The 17,021-nt window shown below is 42.9% G+C and carries 11 protein-coding genes; 7 read left to right on the forward strand and 4 right to left on the reverse strand.

What is annotated here, in order from left to right; genetic code table 11:
• The first annotated feature begins 172 nt into the window (after positions 1–172).
• Positions 173–871 carry a rhomboid family intramembrane serine protease gene (locus RMY27_RS34020; protein WP_322669212.1) on the forward strand — a complete coding sequence of 233 codons (699 nt, stop codon included), beginning with the start codon at positions 173–175 and terminating at the stop codon, positions 869–871.
• 426 nt (positions 872–1,297) lie between these two features.
• A complete protein-coding gene (locus tag RMY27_RS34025; protein WP_322669213.1) occupies positions 1,298–3,916 on the forward strand; it encodes a PAS domain S-box protein in 2,619 nt (872 codons plus the stop codon).
• A gap of 87 nt (positions 3,917–4,003) precedes the next feature.
• On the opposite strand, the gene RMY27_RS34030 is transcribed toward RMY27_RS34025, so the two are convergent.
• Positions 4,004–6,244, reverse strand: coding sequence for a calcium-binding protein (locus tag RMY27_RS34030; protein ID WP_322669214.1), 2,241 nt, complete (start codon positions 6,242–6,244; stop codon positions 4,004–4,006).
• Positions 6,245–6,518: 274 nt separating this feature from the next.
• The gene (locus tag RMY27_RS34035; RefSeq protein ID WP_322669215.1) at positions 6,519–6,674 is read right to left on the reverse strand and encodes a hypothetical protein; all 156 of its coding nucleotides are present in this window, start codon (positions 6,672–6,674) and stop codon (positions 6,519–6,521) included.
• A gap of 110 nt (positions 6,675–6,784) precedes the next feature.
• On the opposite strand from RMY27_RS34035, the gene RMY27_RS34040 reads away from it, so the two are divergent.
• Together RMY27_RS34040 and RMY27_RS34045 are read left to right on the forward strand one after the other, a co-directional pair.
• Positions 6,785–8,098 (forward strand): 50S ribosome-binding GTPase, encoded by a 1,314-nt coding sequence (locus RMY27_RS34040; protein ID WP_322669216.1) that lies wholly within the window; start codon positions 6,785–6,787, stop codon positions 8,096–8,098.
• A 704-nt stretch (positions 8,099–8,802) separates the two neighbouring features.
• Positions 8,803–9,681 carry a manganese catalase family protein gene (locus RMY27_RS34045; RefSeq protein WP_322669217.1) on the forward strand — a complete coding sequence of 293 codons (879 nt, stop codon included), beginning with the start codon at positions 8,803–8,805 and terminating at the stop codon, positions 9,679–9,681.
• Positions 9,682–10,090: 409 nt separating this feature from the next.
• Here the strand turns inward: RMY27_RS34045 and RMY27_RS34050 are convergent, their stop codons facing one another.
• Both RMY27_RS34050 and RMY27_RS34055 read right to left on the reverse strand, forming a co-directional pair.
• Positions 10,091–11,323: a DUF4336 domain-containing protein gene (locus RMY27_RS34050; protein WP_322669218.1), complete on the reverse strand. Its 1,233-nt coding sequence runs from the start codon at positions 11,321–11,323 to the stop codon at positions 10,091–10,093.
• A 223-nt stretch (positions 11,324–11,546) separates the two neighbouring features.
• The gene (locus RMY27_RS34055; RefSeq protein ID WP_322669219.1) at positions 11,547–12,227 is read right to left on the reverse strand and encodes a polysaccharide deacetylase family protein; all 681 of its coding nucleotides are present in this window, start codon (positions 12,225–12,227) and stop codon (positions 11,547–11,549) included.
• Between the two features lie 380 nt (positions 12,228–12,607).
• Here RMY27_RS34055 and RMY27_RS34060 point away from each other — a divergent pair, with 380 nt between their 5' ends.
• The 3 genes from RMY27_RS34060 to RMY27_RS34070 all read left to right on the forward strand — a co-directional run bounded on the left by RMY27_RS34060 (position 12,608) and on the right by RMY27_RS34070 (position 16,749).
• Positions 12,608–13,978 (forward strand): calcium-binding protein, encoded by a 1,371-nt coding sequence (locus tag RMY27_RS34060; protein ID WP_322669220.1) that lies wholly within the window; start codon positions 12,608–12,610, stop codon positions 13,976–13,978.
• 231 nt (positions 13,979–14,209) lie between these two features.
• Complete coding sequence (locus RMY27_RS34065; RefSeq protein WP_322669221.1) at positions 14,210–15,106, forward strand: RnfABCDGE type electron transport complex subunit D; 897 nt, start codon at positions 14,210–14,212, stop codon at positions 15,104–15,106.
• 266 nt (positions 15,107–15,372) lie between these two features.
• Positions 15,373–16,749: a DUF2330 domain-containing protein gene (locus RMY27_RS34070; RefSeq protein WP_322669222.1), complete on the forward strand. Its 1,377-nt coding sequence runs from the start codon at positions 15,373–15,375 to the stop codon at positions 16,747–16,749.
• The last annotated feature ends 272 nt before the right edge of the window (positions 16,750–17,021 follow it).

The raw sequence follows: 17,021 nt of genomic DNA on the forward strand, positions 1-17,021 counted from the left end.
GGAGCAGAGGAGCAGAGGAGCAGAGGAGCAGAGGAGCAGAGGAGCAGAGGAGCAGAGGAGCAGAGGAGCAGAGGAGCAGAGGAGCAGAGGAGCAGAGGAGCAGAGGAGCAGAAATAGAAAACTAATAACTATTAACTAATGATCAATGACTAATGACTACTGACAAATCTATATGATTCCTATTAGTGATAATATTCGGTGTCGAAAAAAACCAATTATTAATTACTGGTTGATTGGCATTAACCTGGCTGTATTTTTATGGGAACTTAAACTAGAGTTTAGCGGTCAATTAGGCTATTTTGTCAATACTTGGGGTGTGATCCCAGCGCAGATTAGTGGAGCAGTTAATAATGCTCTCTTTTTCAACTCTGCTGCTTGGATAGTTGTCATCTGGCGGGTATTTACCCTATTTTTTGGCATATTTCTGCACGGCAGTTTTAGTCAAATATTAGGAAATTTACTATTTTTATGGGTTTTTGGGAAAACTGTAGAAAATCTTCTAGGACACGGACGCTATCTAGGATTTTATCTGGCTGCTGGTGCGATCGCAGGGGTAATACAAATTCTGGTTGAACCGAGTTTGACAGTTCCATTGATTGGGGCAAATGGTGCGATCGCAGCCATTTTAGGAGCATATATTATGAAGTTTCCTAAAGCTAAAATTGACACCGTTTTGCCGCTTATAATCTTGTATATCCCTATCCAATTACCAGCCTTTTTCTATATATTTTGGTGGTTTGTACAACAATTATTTTATGGTATTGGCAATCTAAATATTCCTCCTGTTGGCGTAAATCAATCGGGTGTTGTCTTCTTAGGGCAATTTGTGGGATTATTAATTGGTGCAGCTTTTATACGATTGAAAAAATAAAGTTTATTTAGCTATCTAGCTATTTTTTAGGGTGGGCACTATTAACTGACTTGTGTCAAAAAGAAAGATCGATTTTGAGATTTTTGTCAGTGATTACCTTACAGTCCTCAAAACTCATATATACCTTTTGGCTGAAATAACTAATCTGCTTTTGTTTAGTAAAGCATATAGTCAATAGGCAGATTGATTAGCTCAATGATTTTTAATTTTTTATATACCTTTTGATAGATTACATTTGATAACGAAAAAGTTCATAGATCAAAATAGTAGAATACGGCGTAAATAAACCACCCATTCACATTAATGTAACGCTTACGGTGTATTTATTTATAATAATTTTTAATTTTTAATTTTTAATTACGCCTTGCGGTACTAGGGAATACCTACTCTGAAAGTCGATATTGTTAAATATTAGCGGTGTACGATATGCAAAATGTTGAGAAAATTAACTTTCAACTTAATGATGAATTAGCTGTTTTGCGGCAGCGTGTAGCTGAGTTAGAGCAATCAGAGATATTTTATCAACAAAGGCAAACAGTTCTTGAGGAACAATTAACAGAGCTACAAATAAAACTGTCGCTAAAACTAGAAAGTCCCCATATTAAAGTTAAGGAAACATGTGTACATCTCAATCAGCCAACAGATGTAGCAAAAATTATAGAGCAACTCCAACAAGAAATTGCAGAGCGACAGCAGTTAGAAGTAGTCCTCAGAGAGAGTGAAGAACGGCTGAGGCTAGCTCTAGATGTATCCCAGATGGGCTTGTGGGATTGGAATATTATTACCAATAAAGTCATCTGGTCAGAAAATTATGAACTACTTTTTGGTGTACTTCCAAGTAGTTCTGATAGTCCTTATGAGACGTTTAAAAAGTGCGTTCATCCTGAAGATAGCCAATCTGTAATGCAAGGGATCGCCCACGCGTTCACACAAAAGACTGACTACAATGATGAATTTCGCATAGTTCGCTCAGACCAAAGTACACATTGGATTTCTGCCAAGGGGAAATTTATCTATAATAGTCAAGGGCAAGCGGTGCGAATGATCGGCGTTTGTATGGAAACTACTGTGTGTAAGCAGGCAAAAGAAAGTACTCGCGAACTCACAACACAAGTCCAAGAACAGGCAAATATTTTAAATGCCATCCTCACCGCTTCAGTCGATCATATTTATATCTTTAATCGCCAAGGTTGCTATCAGTATGTTAGTCATGATGCAGCGACTGTACTAGGTTTAAATCCCCAAGATATTATCGGCAAAACTTTGCCAGAACTGGATTTACCCACAGACTTAATAACGCAGGTAGATAATCAACGACAAGCTGTGATGAAAACTGGGCAGCCGCTAAAAGATGAGTGTAAATATGTTACTCGTGATGGCGTACATTATTATGAATATATTCTCACACCATTACGGAATGTTGACCAAAGTATTGAAGGCGTAATTACTGTTTCTCGCGATATTACCGAACACAAACGGGCAGAGAAATCATTACGTGAAAGTGAAGCACGATTTCGGCGTTTGTTTGAATCTAACCTGATTGGAGTCGCTTTTTGGACTGTAGATGGTTTCATCATTGATGCCAATGATGCCTTTCTTCAACTAGCTGGCTACACTTGTGATGAGTTTGCTACTTTAGGCAGAATTAATTGGAGAGAACTTACTCCTGTTGAGTACCAGGATTTAGACGATCGCGCCCTTTGGGAGGTGCAAACAACTGGAGTTTCCAGAATTTTCGAGAAAGAATATATTCACCGCAACGGTAAGCGAGTACCAATTGTTTTGGGGATAGCTTTGCTAAATGACTCCCAAGACAACGGTGTTGCTTTTGTACTCGACATAACCGAGCGCAAATTGGCTGAAAAAGAATGCGATCGCCTACTCGGCTGCGAAAGGACAGCACGACAACAAGCAGAAATCGCCAACAAAATTAAAGATGAATTTCTGGCGGTTCTCTCTCATGAACTGCGAACCCCACTTAACTCCATTCTGGGATGGTCGAAAATGCTGCGGACTCGCAAGTTTGATGAAAAAACTACTCATCATGCCTTAGAAACCATTGAACGCAACGCCAAGTTACAAACCCAGCTAATTGAAGATTTGTTGGATGTGTCGCGCATTCTCCAAGGAAAATTAAACTTGAATATCTGTCCTGTCAGTTTGGTAATGGTAGTTGAAGCAGCACTAGAAACAGTAAAACTAGCAGCACAAGCCAAGTCAATTCAAATTCAGACGGTATTTGATGCCAATTTGGGACAAGTGATGGGCGACCCCAATCGGCTGCAACAAGTTGTGTGGAACTTGCTTTCTAATGCGGTAAAATTTACACCAACAGGCGGACGGGTAGAAATTCGACTCATGGAAGTTGGTAATCAGGCTCAAATTCAAGTCAGTGATACAGGTAAGGGAATTAGCCTAGACTTTTTGCCTTATGTGTTTGATTACTTTCGCCAAGCTGATGGCACAACTACACGGACATTTGGTGGACTAGGTTTAGGACTAGCGATCGTGCGTAAGGTTGTAGAAATGCATGGGGGAAATGTTCAAGCCGAGAGTCTTGGAGAAGGATTGGGTGCAAGCTTCACTGTCGAGTTACCGCTTTTGCTTAGAAGCGAACAGGTTCGGGGTGAAGAGAATGAGTTTTCATATTCTGAGCCTGAATCCTCGCTGCTTGCGGACACTCAAGTTTTGGTAGTGGACGATGAACCAGATATCCGCGATTTAGTTACCTTTATATTGCAAGACTACGGTGTAGAAGTAACCGCCGTATCATCAGCACAAGAAGCACTACAAGCACTGTCTGAGTCGATACCCGATGTTTTAATTAGCGATATTGGAATGCCAAAAACAGACGGTTATATGCTGATGCGTGAAGTGCGATCGCGATCCCCTGAACAAGGAGGAAACGTACCAGCGATCGCTCTGACAGCTTATGCAGGGGAAATGAATCAGCAGCAAGCATTAGCCGCAGGATTTCAAATGCATATCTCTAAACCAGTAGATCCAGATGTATTGGTAAAAGCGATCGCTGATTTGATTCATTAGTCAAAAAATCCTGCATTATTTACAACAACTCGCATTTTTAAAATTTATGATCTTGCTTGCTACCCAGCGATGGAACCCTAATTATCGTTAAACAACAACAAAATTGTTGTTGGTTAATGACAAGCCAGCAGCAACTAAACCAAATTGTATCTGAGTAAATGTGCTTGTACTGCCATCCTGGTCAAAGAACAATGCACCTGTAGTGGAGTTGTAAATAAATCTTTCAGTGCTAGTGGTTGCAGATGTTCCAAGTGTAAATTGATCAGCTAAGACTATACCTGCTGATAAACCGCCGCCAAAACCAGCAGACGACACCTGAATTACTTCATTAGTGGCTTTGAAGCCATAAATAGTATCAAGTCCTTCATTGAAACTACTGAAAACAAAGGTATCACTACCACTTCCCCCATAAAGGCTATCATTACCTTTGCCACCTGTAAGGATATCATTGCCACTGCCACCTTTGAGGATGTTATTACCAGAAGCTCCAGACGCTGTAAGGGTATCATTGCCATCACCACCGTCGAGTAGATTATCGCCTAATGAAGAGTCAACATTCAAAGAATCGTTACCAGCACCACCGTTGAGCGTGTTATTGCCAGAAGAGCGAGAGTTGTACTCGTTGTAGTAGGTCTCGATGAGCTGGTCGTTGGCATACTCAGAGTAGGAGCTAGAATCATCATAGCCAGAGATGGAAAGAGAATCATTGCCATCGCCACCAGAGAGTAAATTATCGTCTGTTGAACCACTAGCGCTCAAGCTATCATCGCCAGCGCCACCATTGAGCGTATTATTGCCAGAAGAGCGAGAGTTGTTTGTGGAATTAGAGTCACTGGGAAGCTGGTAAAAATCCTCGTTTCCGTCTTTTATCTTTTCGCTGTAGTAGCCAGAGACGGAGAGAGTATCATTACCATCGCCACCAGAGAGTAAATTATCGCCTGTTGAACCACTAGCACTCAAGTTATCGTTACCTGCACCACCGTTGAGTGTGTTATTGCCAAAAGAGCGAGACTCGGTGTTAGAGCCACCATAATAGCTGCTAAATATTTTCAAATCGCCAGAGATGGAGACAGAATCATTGCCATCTCCTCCAAAAAGCAGGTTATTGCCTTCTGAACCACTAGCACTTAAGGTATCATCACCAGCACCACCGTTGAGCGTGTTATTGCCTAAGGAGCGAGAGTAGGTGTTGTAGGAGTAGCTTTCAAACGAGTACTTATGTTTGTCGTCAGAGATGGAGAGAGAATCATTGCCATTGCCACCAATAAGGAGGTTATCGCCTGTTGAACCGCTAGCACTCAAGGTATCGTCACCACCGCCACCGTTGAGGGTGTTATTGCCTAAGGAAACTGAGTTGAAGTAGTCGTCGCGGTTACTTGAGCTGGAATAGCCAGAGATGGAGAGAGAATCATTGCGATCGCCACCAATAAGGAGATTATCGCCTGTTGAACCGCTAGCACTCAAGTAATCGTTCCCAGCACCACCATTGAGGGTGTTATTCCCTTTAGACCGGAGGTCGTTGTCTTTTACGTAGTATAGAAGGTCATACTGGTAGCCAGAGGCTAAGAGAGTATCATTGCCATCGCCTCCATCGAGCAGGTTATCCCCTTCTGAATTGTCAACATTGAAGTCACTCCTCGTACCAGCAACAAGAATATCATTGCCGACACCACCAATGAGAGTATCGTTGCCAGTACCACCCCGCAGCAAGTCGTTACCACTTAAGCCGTTGATGATGTCGTCACCTCCCTGACCGTTGATAACATCATCTGAGTTGTCAAAGCCGTTAACATTGTTGTCGAGGTCGTTGAGGAAGGTGACTGTGTTCTTTCTAAAGACACTGCTTTGGGTAGAGTTAGCATTGAAGACATCAAAGCTGTCTTGAATACTGCTTTGCCCATCAAATAGAATATTGCCTGAGTTTACAGTGGCTCCAGTAGATTTGGTGAGGTTATCTAGATTTTCCAAGGCAAAGTTTTGCAGGATAACTTTAGTTATCTCTTCAAATTTACCAGATGCATTATTATAGTTTCCTATCCCTTCAAAGCCGATTTCCAAGTTTGTGCCATTCTGGGTGAGTACCAGATTTCGTGCAGTCAACCCATTACCAACGAATTTGATGGTATCAACTTCAGCAATAACTGCTACTGAGGGATTTGTACCTTTACCGATGCCACCAAAATCAGTGATTGTATCTGGCTCTTTAGTTCCGTTGTTAACGTCGTAAACAAATATATCCTTGCCACCTCCACCAGTTAGGGTGTCGAACTCGTAATCGGAAATGCCTTGTAAGGTATCGTTACCTTCGGTTCCAATGATATTTGCCATAACTTTTTCCTACCTGAATCGGTTTTTGGAGTAACTTCAGTTGTCAATAATCAGGTGAGTGCTGTTTGAGGGCACAAACAAATAATTTGCCGAAAGCTTCAACTATCGGCATAGTTTATTCACGCTTTTGAGTCACCAATTTCCCCTTTAATTGGCTTGCAAACATCACTTATTCAACTATTGAGGACTATCTAGATATTAAGCACTTTACAAATTTATCAGCGTGTGGATTCACAAAAATAATTAGTTTCAGACCCCTTGATGTAATTCTTCATTAGCCCAGGTAAGGATTTACCACAAGCATTGCTGAAACAATAGCATTACAAGTCGATGCAATGGCATTACCAGTTGATGCAATAGCATTGCAAGTCGATGCAATGGCATTACCAGTCGATTTTTCTAGGAAAATTCGTCTAGGAGTGTGAGACAATGCTACCTCCAAAAGGCAATTCCCCAAGTTGATACACTACTAACGGTACTAGTTATCCTTTTGAGAATCGCTATAAGATGAGTAAAAGGGTTTTCTACGTTTAGATAGAAATGACTGAGCAACATGATTCTCAGCAATTGAGCGAACCGACCGACAAAACGATTACCAAGTCGGTCGATAATTCCTGGACAAATCAGATTGCTGGTGTGTGGAACAAAACAACAACACGTCTAACCCAACTCCTACCCGTAGAACAGGTGGCACATACAGTTGTGGAATGGTTTAGTGTGAGCGAAACTCAGGTTGCAGAGATTTTAGAGAAAATCCGAGCCGAACTGCCAACCACAGAAGCCCTTTTAATTGGTAAACCTCAAGCCGGGAAAAGTTCTATTGTCAGAGGATTGACAGGAGTTTCTGCTGAAATTGTCGGTCAGGGATTTCGCCCACACACACAACACACCCAACGCTATGCCTATCCTTCAAATGAGGTGCCATTACTGATTTTTACTGATACGGTGGGGCTGGGTGATGTCAAACAAGATACTCAAACAATTATTCAGGAATTAGTTGGCGATTTACAACAGGAAACTCGTTCCGCCAGAATCCTGCTTTTGACGGTTAAAATTAATGATTTTGCAACTGACACCCTACGACAAATTGCTCAACAGTTGCGCCAGAAGTATCCAGATATTCCTTGTCTGCTGGTAGTTACCTGCTTGCACGAAGTTTATCCTGGCAATACTATCGATCATCCTACCTATCCGCCAGATTATCAGGAAGTCAACCGCGCATTTGCGGCAATGCAACAAGCCTTCGCAGGAATAAGCGATCGCTCTGTCATGATTGACTTTACCTTAGAAGAAGATGGCTATACTCCGGTATTTTATGGCTTAGAAGCACTGCGAGATTCCTTAGCAGAACTACTCCCACAAGCAGAAGCCCAAGCGATTTATCAGCTATTAGATCGAGAAGAAGTTGGGAAGCAAATTGGCAACCTTTACCGAGATGCTGCACGCCGTTATATTTTGCCATTTGCGATTATGTCTGCAACTCTTGCTGCTGTACCTTTGCCATTTACCACAATGCCCGTACTCACTGCCTTGCAAGTATCAATGGTGGGTCTGTTGGGTAAATTATATGGGCAGACACTTACCCCATCTCAAGCAGGAGGAGTTGTGAGTGCGATCGCAGGTGGTTTTTTAGCACAGGCAATTGCCCGAGAGTTAATTAAATTTATACCAGGTATTGGTAGTGCGATCGCAGCCTCTTGGGCAGCCGCCTATACCTGGGCACTAGGAGAAGCAGCCTGCGTTTACTTTGGTGATTTAATGGGAGGTAAGAAACCCGATCCCCAAAAAATTCAATTGGTGATGCAAGAAGCATTTCAAGCCGCGCAAGAACGGTTTAAGGGGATTAAACGTTAGAGAAGGGACTTCCAATAAAAAAAACATCCCATCTCTGCGGAACGCTTACGCGAACGCGGAGCGTCCCGCAGGGTAGGTAGGGGCGCAAGACCTTGCGCCCCTACAAATCTACAAATAATATCATGTTCGCTTGATTACTTACTAAACCCGAAGAACCCCACCCCGGCAAAGCTACGCTTCGTCTCCCCTCCGGAAGAGCGGGGAGGGGATTAAGGGGAGCCAGTGCGGTCTTGGGGTCTCCCCAAGTGGAGCATCTGGCGTGTGGGGTGCAATGACTGTGGAAATCATAACTAATTAGGCGGACATGACATAACTTCGGATAAGGGACTTCCAAGAAATAAATTATCCATTTTCTGGGGTAGGCATCTTGCCCGCCCTAAATCTGGAACGGGTGGGGACACCCATCCCACAAGAAAGTTTGGGAGGTTTTTTTATTTGGAAGTCCCTAATTTATTTTTTACAAGTCCCTTATACCTTTCTCGAACCAAAGTAGAGCTTTCTGAAATCCATTCCTAGACAGAACTATAAATAAGAAACACTAGTCGAAATACTTATTTAAAAGTATTTTTTTTATCCGACTAGAGGCTGATGAAGATAAAACATTTGACTAGTTTCCTAGATAAGGAGAGGCTACACAAAATCGGATAAAAGTTTGGCAACTGTTTGATTTTGTGTCAGCATCTGCAATTAACAGAGGAATTCAAATGTTTTATCACAATAAGAAACTCCAGTATTTTAAGCCGCCAGAAAAACCAGATGCGGTTTATGCAATGAAAATTCAAGAACTCATCGGCGGTACTTTTGGTGAAATGACCGTGATGATGCAGTATCTGTTTCAGGGCTGGAACTGTCGAGGCCCTGCCAAGTACCGGGATATGCTGCTAGATGTTGGGACTGAGGAAATCGGTCACATTGAGATGCTGGCAACGATGATTGCCCATCTTCTAGATAAAGCGCCGCTCAAAATGCAAGAAGAAAGTGTCAAAGATGCGGTTGTGGGTGCTGTCATGGGCGGTAGTAACCCACGGGATGTAATTATGGCGGCGGCGATGAACCCCCAACACGCCATTGTCTCTGGTTTAGGTGCAACACCATCTGATAGCGTCGGCTATCCTTGGAATGGTCGTTTTATTGTCTCTAGTGGCAACTTGTTGGCAGATTTCCGGTCTAATCTCCACGCTGAAAGTCAGGGACGTTTACAAGCAGTGCGACTGTATGAAATGACGGACGATCCAGGGGTGAAAGATACCTTGAGCTTTATGATCGCTCGTGATACGATGCATCAAAACTTGTGGCTAGCAACCATTGAAGATTTAGAAAGTTCTGGATTAGAAACCACTCCGGTTCCCAGTTCCTTCCCGTTGGAATTGGAGAAACGCGAGTTTTCTTATCAGTTCTGGAATCACTCAGAAGGCACAGAAAGCGCCGAAGGTCGTTGGGCAAAAGGCCCCTCAATGGATGGCAAAGGCGAATTTGAGTATGTGGAAAATCCCCAACCACTAGGCCCAGAACCGCAACCTCCTGTGCCCGATCCACGACTGCATGGTACCTCGAAAATGCCACTGGCACAAGGTGACCTTTAAAGCGCACCCCCTTTGATTGACCGTATAACAAATATCGGTGGCTAATCATATTTCCAGCAATACCATTCTACGAAACACCTGATACAGATATATAGCTTTGGTAGCACAGCTAGCTGTGTTACCTGCATCCAAAGGAGAACGCTGTATTGCAATATGATTCAGTTAACGTGAGTTCGACAAGCCCTTTTTTGACCTCTCCCCCAACCCCTCTCGGACACCCAGAGGGGAGCCAAAACCCTAATTTCTCGTTGCTCCTCCCTTTCCCCGTGGGAGAGGGAGGTTGTCCGGGAGAGGTTCATCGAACTCACGTTCAGTTAAGGATAATTGGTCTTTCAAGACGCGATAAATTGCGTCTCTAGATCGGGGTTTTGTTGCTCATTCTGAACTGTATTGTGCTATATCGTTTCTCCTACACTTTCTCCTTAGCTGCTGGCACAATGCCAAACTTATTTAAACCTGCATCGATTTCCCTAAGTGTTTTAAAATCTTCCTCTGGTAAAGGATAGCTGCTACTGCTGAACAAACCTCCACTGAAAGCAGGCTGCTTTTCCAAAAAAGAGAAAGCTTGGCGAAACTGATGCGGTTTAGCTTTAATTGGTGAATCAAAGTGGCAGGGAATTATCCACTCGAAGTCCCAACTTGCAACTTTATCAGCCCAGTCAATAGTTTCCTTGGGTGCGCGGTTGAGAATCAGCGTCTGTAAAATTGGTGCGACAAACAAACGCCCATTCCCTTGCAGGGCATCAAACGATCGCTGCCAATCTGACTGCCATTTAAAGGGATACAATCCAAAATAAGCTTTCCTTGAGCGTTCTGGAGCTTTCAAGGAATCTTGTAATACCTGACTCCATCGGCGTATATCTAATGCCTGTGGTTGAAAATACAAAGCAAACAGACAGATACGCTGCCAACCCTTACGGCGATTGACCTGAATATCTGCAACAAGATCAGAAGCACGATCCTTGGCATGAAATAGTAAAGGATATGGATCTAAAAGAACGATCGCAGGTGGATCTTCTGGGATAGAAAGCACAGAATCTGTTACTAAAAGAGTATGCGATCGCTTGTGGAAAAAAGCAACTTCCGCAAACCTTCCAGGGCCAAGCCCGATGGGGCCCAGCATTGCATAATCAAACTCGTCAGCAAAGGGAGTTTTGCTACTATCTTCTGGAAGTACTTGAGTTCGTTTTGGGGGTAAGCCAAGCCAGCTAAGGGGGAGATTTAGCGGGAAACTCCACTGATGGGGAGCCACAAACACTTGTGCAGTCGGAAAGTATCTGGCGAAGGGACCAACAAAAACTTTGTGTTCTATACCAGAGATAGTTGGCAGAATGATATATTTAATGCTGCCATATTTGACCACCAACTCATTCACAAGTTTGATGCACTCTGGGGTTGGTGCAACAGGCGCATAGACGAGAAGACCCCCGGTTTCCAACTTCACAACAGTCATGCGAATCGGGACAACAACGTAGAAAATGCCTTGAATCTGGTCAAAATTCCAGATTGTGTCCTTAAGCACTTCTTGACGAATTGTCTGCCGCCTACCATAGGGGTAGAGTGGCACAACAGGCCATAATCCCCAGGAAAAATCCTTTGGATAAATCTGTTGTGTATTGACTATGCGTTCATCATCAGCCACTCTGAAACCCCCTTCAAATTCCCAATACTCAAATTGTTTTTATTTGCTCTCCAACTTCGTGGAAAGCAAATTGTTGAGATAATAATAGCAATTTGTAATTCGTAATACTCGCCAAGGGCATCTAGGGGAACGTCAATAATCGAAAACTGCTCTAACATAATTTATGGGAAAGCCTGATTTAAAACAAATTATTAACTTCACCTATTTTTGAAATGTTTAACAATCAATGGTTTTTCTTAACTTGCTGCCACAGAGTATCAACAGTTACAAACTCATAACCCTGTTGTAGCAGTTGCGGAATGAGAATTTGAATTGTGGCAGCAACATCTTGTCCACCGCAAGCACCATCATGCAAAACAATTATTGAACCATTTTTGACCTGCTGCATAATTCGCTGTACCACGGTGGTGACACCTGGGCGCACCCAGTCTTCGGGTACAACACTCCACATTACTGGGCGGTAATTCCACTGAGAAAAAAAATTTAAAGTAGCAGGTGTAAATAAACCATTGGGGGGGCGAACATCTCGCACTTGTTGAGGTTGCAGGTTGCAGGCATTGTAAATGGCAACTTGGGTTTTTTCTAAACTGTCCTTTAGGTCATTTGGGGAAAGCATGGGAAAAGAGCGATGATCGTAGCCATGCAATCCGATCCAGTGTCCGCGATCGCTGATGGCTTTAGCAATGGCTGGTGAACGGTTGACGCAAACACCCAACCAAAAAAAACTCGCTGTAATCTTGTAACGGTCTAACATTGCCAAGACTTCGGGTGTGTATTGCGGGTGGGGCCCATCATCGAATGTGAGTGCGATCGTTTTAGAACCAGGATTTCCAGCCCAAAGGCAGTTGGGAAAACTTGGCTGGAGAATACGGTAGAAAATTGGGAAGAGGGGAGCTAGCTGCATAAAATTTTTTCTTTTTTCCGTAATCTTGCCTAACTAAACTGATTACTTAATATGGGACTGTTAAGCGTGATTCGCACACTTAAGAGTTCTATACCTAGAACTTACACGCCGTACAAATGGACAGTTATATGAATTAGCACTCCTTCTAATTTTAGTAGGTTTCCCCTTGTTCCTATTTCCAAGTTGGAAATATAGTTTCCACTCATGATCTATTCCTGCCTAGCTGACTCAACTTATTTTTTTAGTTGTCAGATCAACAGGAAATATCGCAGTCATAAAAGTAGGGGAGAAAAAAATTACAGCCTTATTCACATAATTGTCTTTTTGTAAAACTGTAAGTCCTAATATTAACAATTAATCTCGATCAAGGATAAACTCTCATGGCAATTAATGTTTCCGGAACTAATGGTAATGATGTTATCTTCGGCAGTAGTGACAACGATACCCTCCTAGGCTTGGATGGTGATGACAAACTGTTTGGTGGAGCAGGCGATGACTTCCTAGATGGTGGCTTTGGCTTTGACACCATTAATGGTGGTACTGGAACTGATACCACATCTTATGCTTTCTTCTCCGGCCCTATTGATGCCAATCTCTCCACTGGTGTAGTTAGGTTTCCGGGAAATTCTACTCTCACCGATACTTTAGTCAGCATTGAGAATTTAATTGGTACAGTTGGCAACGATACGATTGTCGGTAATGATGCCAATAATGTTCTCAGCGGTGGAGCAGGTAATGACTTCATCGATGGTGGCTTTGGCTTTGACACCATTAATGGTGGTACTGGAACTGATACCACATCTTATGCTTTCTTCTCCGGCCCTATTGATGCCAATCTCTCCACTGGTGTAGTTAGGTTTCCGGGAAATTCTACTCTCACCGATACTTTAGTCAGCATTGAGAATTTAATTGGTACAGTTGGCAACGATACGATTGTCGGTAATGATGCCAATAATGTTCTCAGCGGTGGAGCAGGTAATGACTTCATCGATGGTGGCTTTGGCTTTGACACCATTAATGGTGGTACTGGAACTGATACCACATCTTATGCTTTCTTCTCCGGCCCTATTGATGCCAATCTCTCCACTGGTGTAGTTAGGTTTCCGGGAAATTCTACTCTCACCGATACTTTAGTCAGCATTGAGAATTTAATTGGTACAGTTGGCAACGATACGATTGTCGGTAATGATGCCAATAATGTTCTCAGCGGTGGAGCAGGTAATGACTTCATCGATGGTGGCTTTGGCTTTGACACCATTAATGGTGGTACTGGAACTGATACCACATCTTATGCTTTCTTCTCCGGCCCTATTGATGCCAATCTCTCCACTGGTGTAGTTAGGTTTCCGGGAAATTCTACTCTCACCGATACTTTAGTCAGCATTGAGAATTTAATTGGTACATCTGGCAACGATACGATTGTTGGTAGTAGCGCCAATAATGTTCTCAGCGGTGGAGCAGGTAGTGACACTCTCGTTGGTGGCTTTGGCACTGACGTACTCACAGGTGGTGCTGGCGCAGATAAGTTTGTCTTCAATAGTAAATTTGAAGGTATCGATATCATCAAAGACTTCGAGTGGAGAGAGGGTGACAAAATCCAGATTTCCAAGTCTGGATTTGGTGCTAGCTCTAACAACCAGTTCAGCTACAACAGCACTAATGGTAACTTATTCTTCGCAGGGGAGCAATTCGCTACCATTGAGAACAAGCCTTCTTTCTTCTCAGTTAATCTGGACGTTGTGCTGGTGTAAATCTTTTTCTTTTATTCCATATCTTCATACTTCGGTTAATTAACTTAAAAAAGGTAGAGATGCGATCGCATCTCTATCTTTTTTGGTTATCTTGAGGTTCAAACATCACAGCGATCGCTTTGGTCTGTCAATGCTTTATTTTGTAACAAAATCTGTAACAGTAATGCTATTTTTCCTAGCACTCGTCTAAATTGATGAGAAATCTACGGGGAATCCCTGAATTAAGGGTTGATGTTACCAAAAGATATACGAGATTATCAGATTTTATTTTTGAGCTTGTTCCTAGTCTTGGGAATTGGTACACGAGATTGGACGCTACGACCAGAATTAATTGGGGTAGCGATCGCCACTTGTCTTGTAACTCAATGGATATTGTCATTAGTCACTGGTCATTGGTCATTAGCAAACAACATAGACGCCCTAGCGGCTTCCCGCAGGGTAGGACAAATGACAAATGACAAAAAACAAATGCCAAATCTTCGCAGTGCTTTAATTACATCATTGGGACTCAGTTTACTGTTACGGGCTGACCACTGGACGACAATGGCAATAGCCGCAGTTCTGGCGATCGCCAGCAAATTTATCTTCCAAGTTGGCGATAAGCATTTCTTCAATCCCGCCAATTTTGGCATCATATCTGCCTTGATTCTCACTCCCGATGCTTGGGTTTCGCCAGGACAATGGGGCGAAGAGTGGTGGTATGGGCTATTATTTCTCGGTACTGGCGGCATGATTTTGCAGCGCATTGGTCGCTGGGACACCACAGCAGCTTTTTTGGGTTCCTACTCTTTGCTGGAAGCCATTCGCAATTTCTGGCTGGGTTGGACTTGGGATGTTTACTGGCATCGATTGATGAGTGGATCTTTGCTGCTGTTCGCCCTATTTATGATTACAGATCCGCGATCAATTCCCAATTCCCGAATTGGGCGTGTAGTTTGGGCAGTTTGCATCGCTGGATTAACTTTTATCCTGCGAAATTATTTCTTTGTTTCCACAGCAGTTTTCTGGGCGCTGTTTGCCCTTGCACCGTTGAGCATCTTGCTAGATGTTTTCTGGTTAGCGCCAAGGTTTGCTTGGCAAGAGAAAGATGAGGAAGCAGTGATAGAACTCCTAACTCCTAACTCCTAACTCAGCACTCTGAGTGGGATTGTTTGTGGCGATCGCTTTACAAGTAGAACTCCTAACTCCTAACTCCCAACTCTTAACTCAGCACTCTTAATGGGATTGTTTGTGGCGATCGCTTTACAAGTAGAACTCCTAACTCCTAACTCCCAACTCTTAACTCAGCACTCTTAATGGGATTGTTTGTGGCGATCGCTTTACAAGTAGAACTCCTAACTCCTAACTCCTAACTCAGCACTCAGCACTCAGCACTAAAAAAATAGAGGTATAAAATGAAGTTTTTTCGACTTTTAACACCATTATTGTTAGCAATTGTAGCTGTTTTGTGCTTTACACCCGCAGCTTGGGCTTTTTGTGGATTTTATGTAGCCAAAGCTGATACAAAACTGTATAACAAAGCTTCTCAGGTAGTGATCGCGCGGGATGGCGATCGCACTATCATGACAATGGCAAACGATTTTCAAGGCGAAGTCAAAGATTTTGCAATGGTAGTACCAGTGCCAACGGTGCTGCAAAAAGAACAAGTTCGCGTCACCGAACCGAAGATTATCGAGCGCTTAGATGCTTTTAGTGCGCCGCGATTGGTAGAATATTTTGACTCAGATCCTTGTGCCCCAGTTTACGAAAGAGAGTTATCAGCAGCACCAGCCCCAGCAGCAGCGAGAAGTGAAGCGGGGAATACAAGGGGCGATGCTAGTTTAGGTGTGACGGTCGAAGCACGTTTCAACGTTGGTGAATACGACATTGTGATCCTCAGTGCGAAAGAATCTGGTGGACTGGAAACTTGGCTTAAACGCAATGGCTACAAAATCCCCAGAGGTGCGAAACAGTTACTTCAGCCTTATATTCGCTCCTCTATGAAATTCTTTGTTGCTAAAGTCAACTTGGATAAATTTGAGCAATCTGGCTACCAGTTCCTCCGTCCACTACAAATTTCCTACCAATCACCTAAATTCATGTTGCCAATTCGTTTGGGCATGATCAATGCTACGACAGAGCAGGATTTAATTGTCTACATCCTCTCGCCCCAAGGACAAGCAGAAATCACCAACTATCGGACGGTAAAAATTCCCTCCGACGCAAACATTCCCTTATTTGTCAAAGATGAATTTGGTGAATTCTACAAATCCATGTTTCAAACTATCTACACCAAAGAAGACAGGAAAGTTGGTTTTTTAGAATACGCTTGGGATATGGGTAGTTGCGATCCTTGTTCTGCTGAACCCCTGACTTCAGAGGAACTCAAACAAGCAGGTGTATTTTGGCTAGATGATAATTCTACAAGTAATGTGCCAGTACCCCCTAGTTTTCGTCGTCCCTCTCCTAGAAGTAACGTCTTTATCTCTAGATTGCATGTTCGCTATACCCGCGACAAATTCCCTGAAGACTTGATATTTCAACAAACAGCCAATAGTGAATCTTTCCAAGGACGCTATGTTTTGCAACATCCGTTCCAAGGGGAACTAAAATGTCAGGCTGGTAGAGAATATAAGCGGTCTTTGCCCAAGCGTTTTGAACAAGAGGCGCAAACTCTAGCTAAACTAACCAACTGGAAAATCCAAGATATTCGCAACAAAATGAACTTGAGTGTAGGTAATCTGCGATATTCTTGGTGGGAAAATATCCTATCCTGGCTGGGATTATATTAAAGAGAGTGAGGAGTAAGATAAAAATCAAATCTGATACAGCAGAATTCAGAATGGGCTACGCCCCGCTGCGTTAACAGGAATAAAACCTGCTTTCTCTCTGGGTAACAGACTTAGCTTGTGTATTTCCCTAACTGTAAATATGCTGTAATTTTCTTTCCTTACTTTTTATCAACTGATAAAAAGTAAGGTGTTTTTGTAAATACTCTTCACAGAAGCTCTCATATCATGTCCGGTTAAAGACTTATCATTAAGACCGCAGAGGAGCGGAGGGG

It is taken from the genome of Nostoc sp. DedQUE09, from assembly GCF_034530915.1.
Taxonomy (GTDB): Bacteria; Cyanobacteriota; Cyanobacteriia; order Cyanobacteriales; family Nostocaceae; genus Nostoc.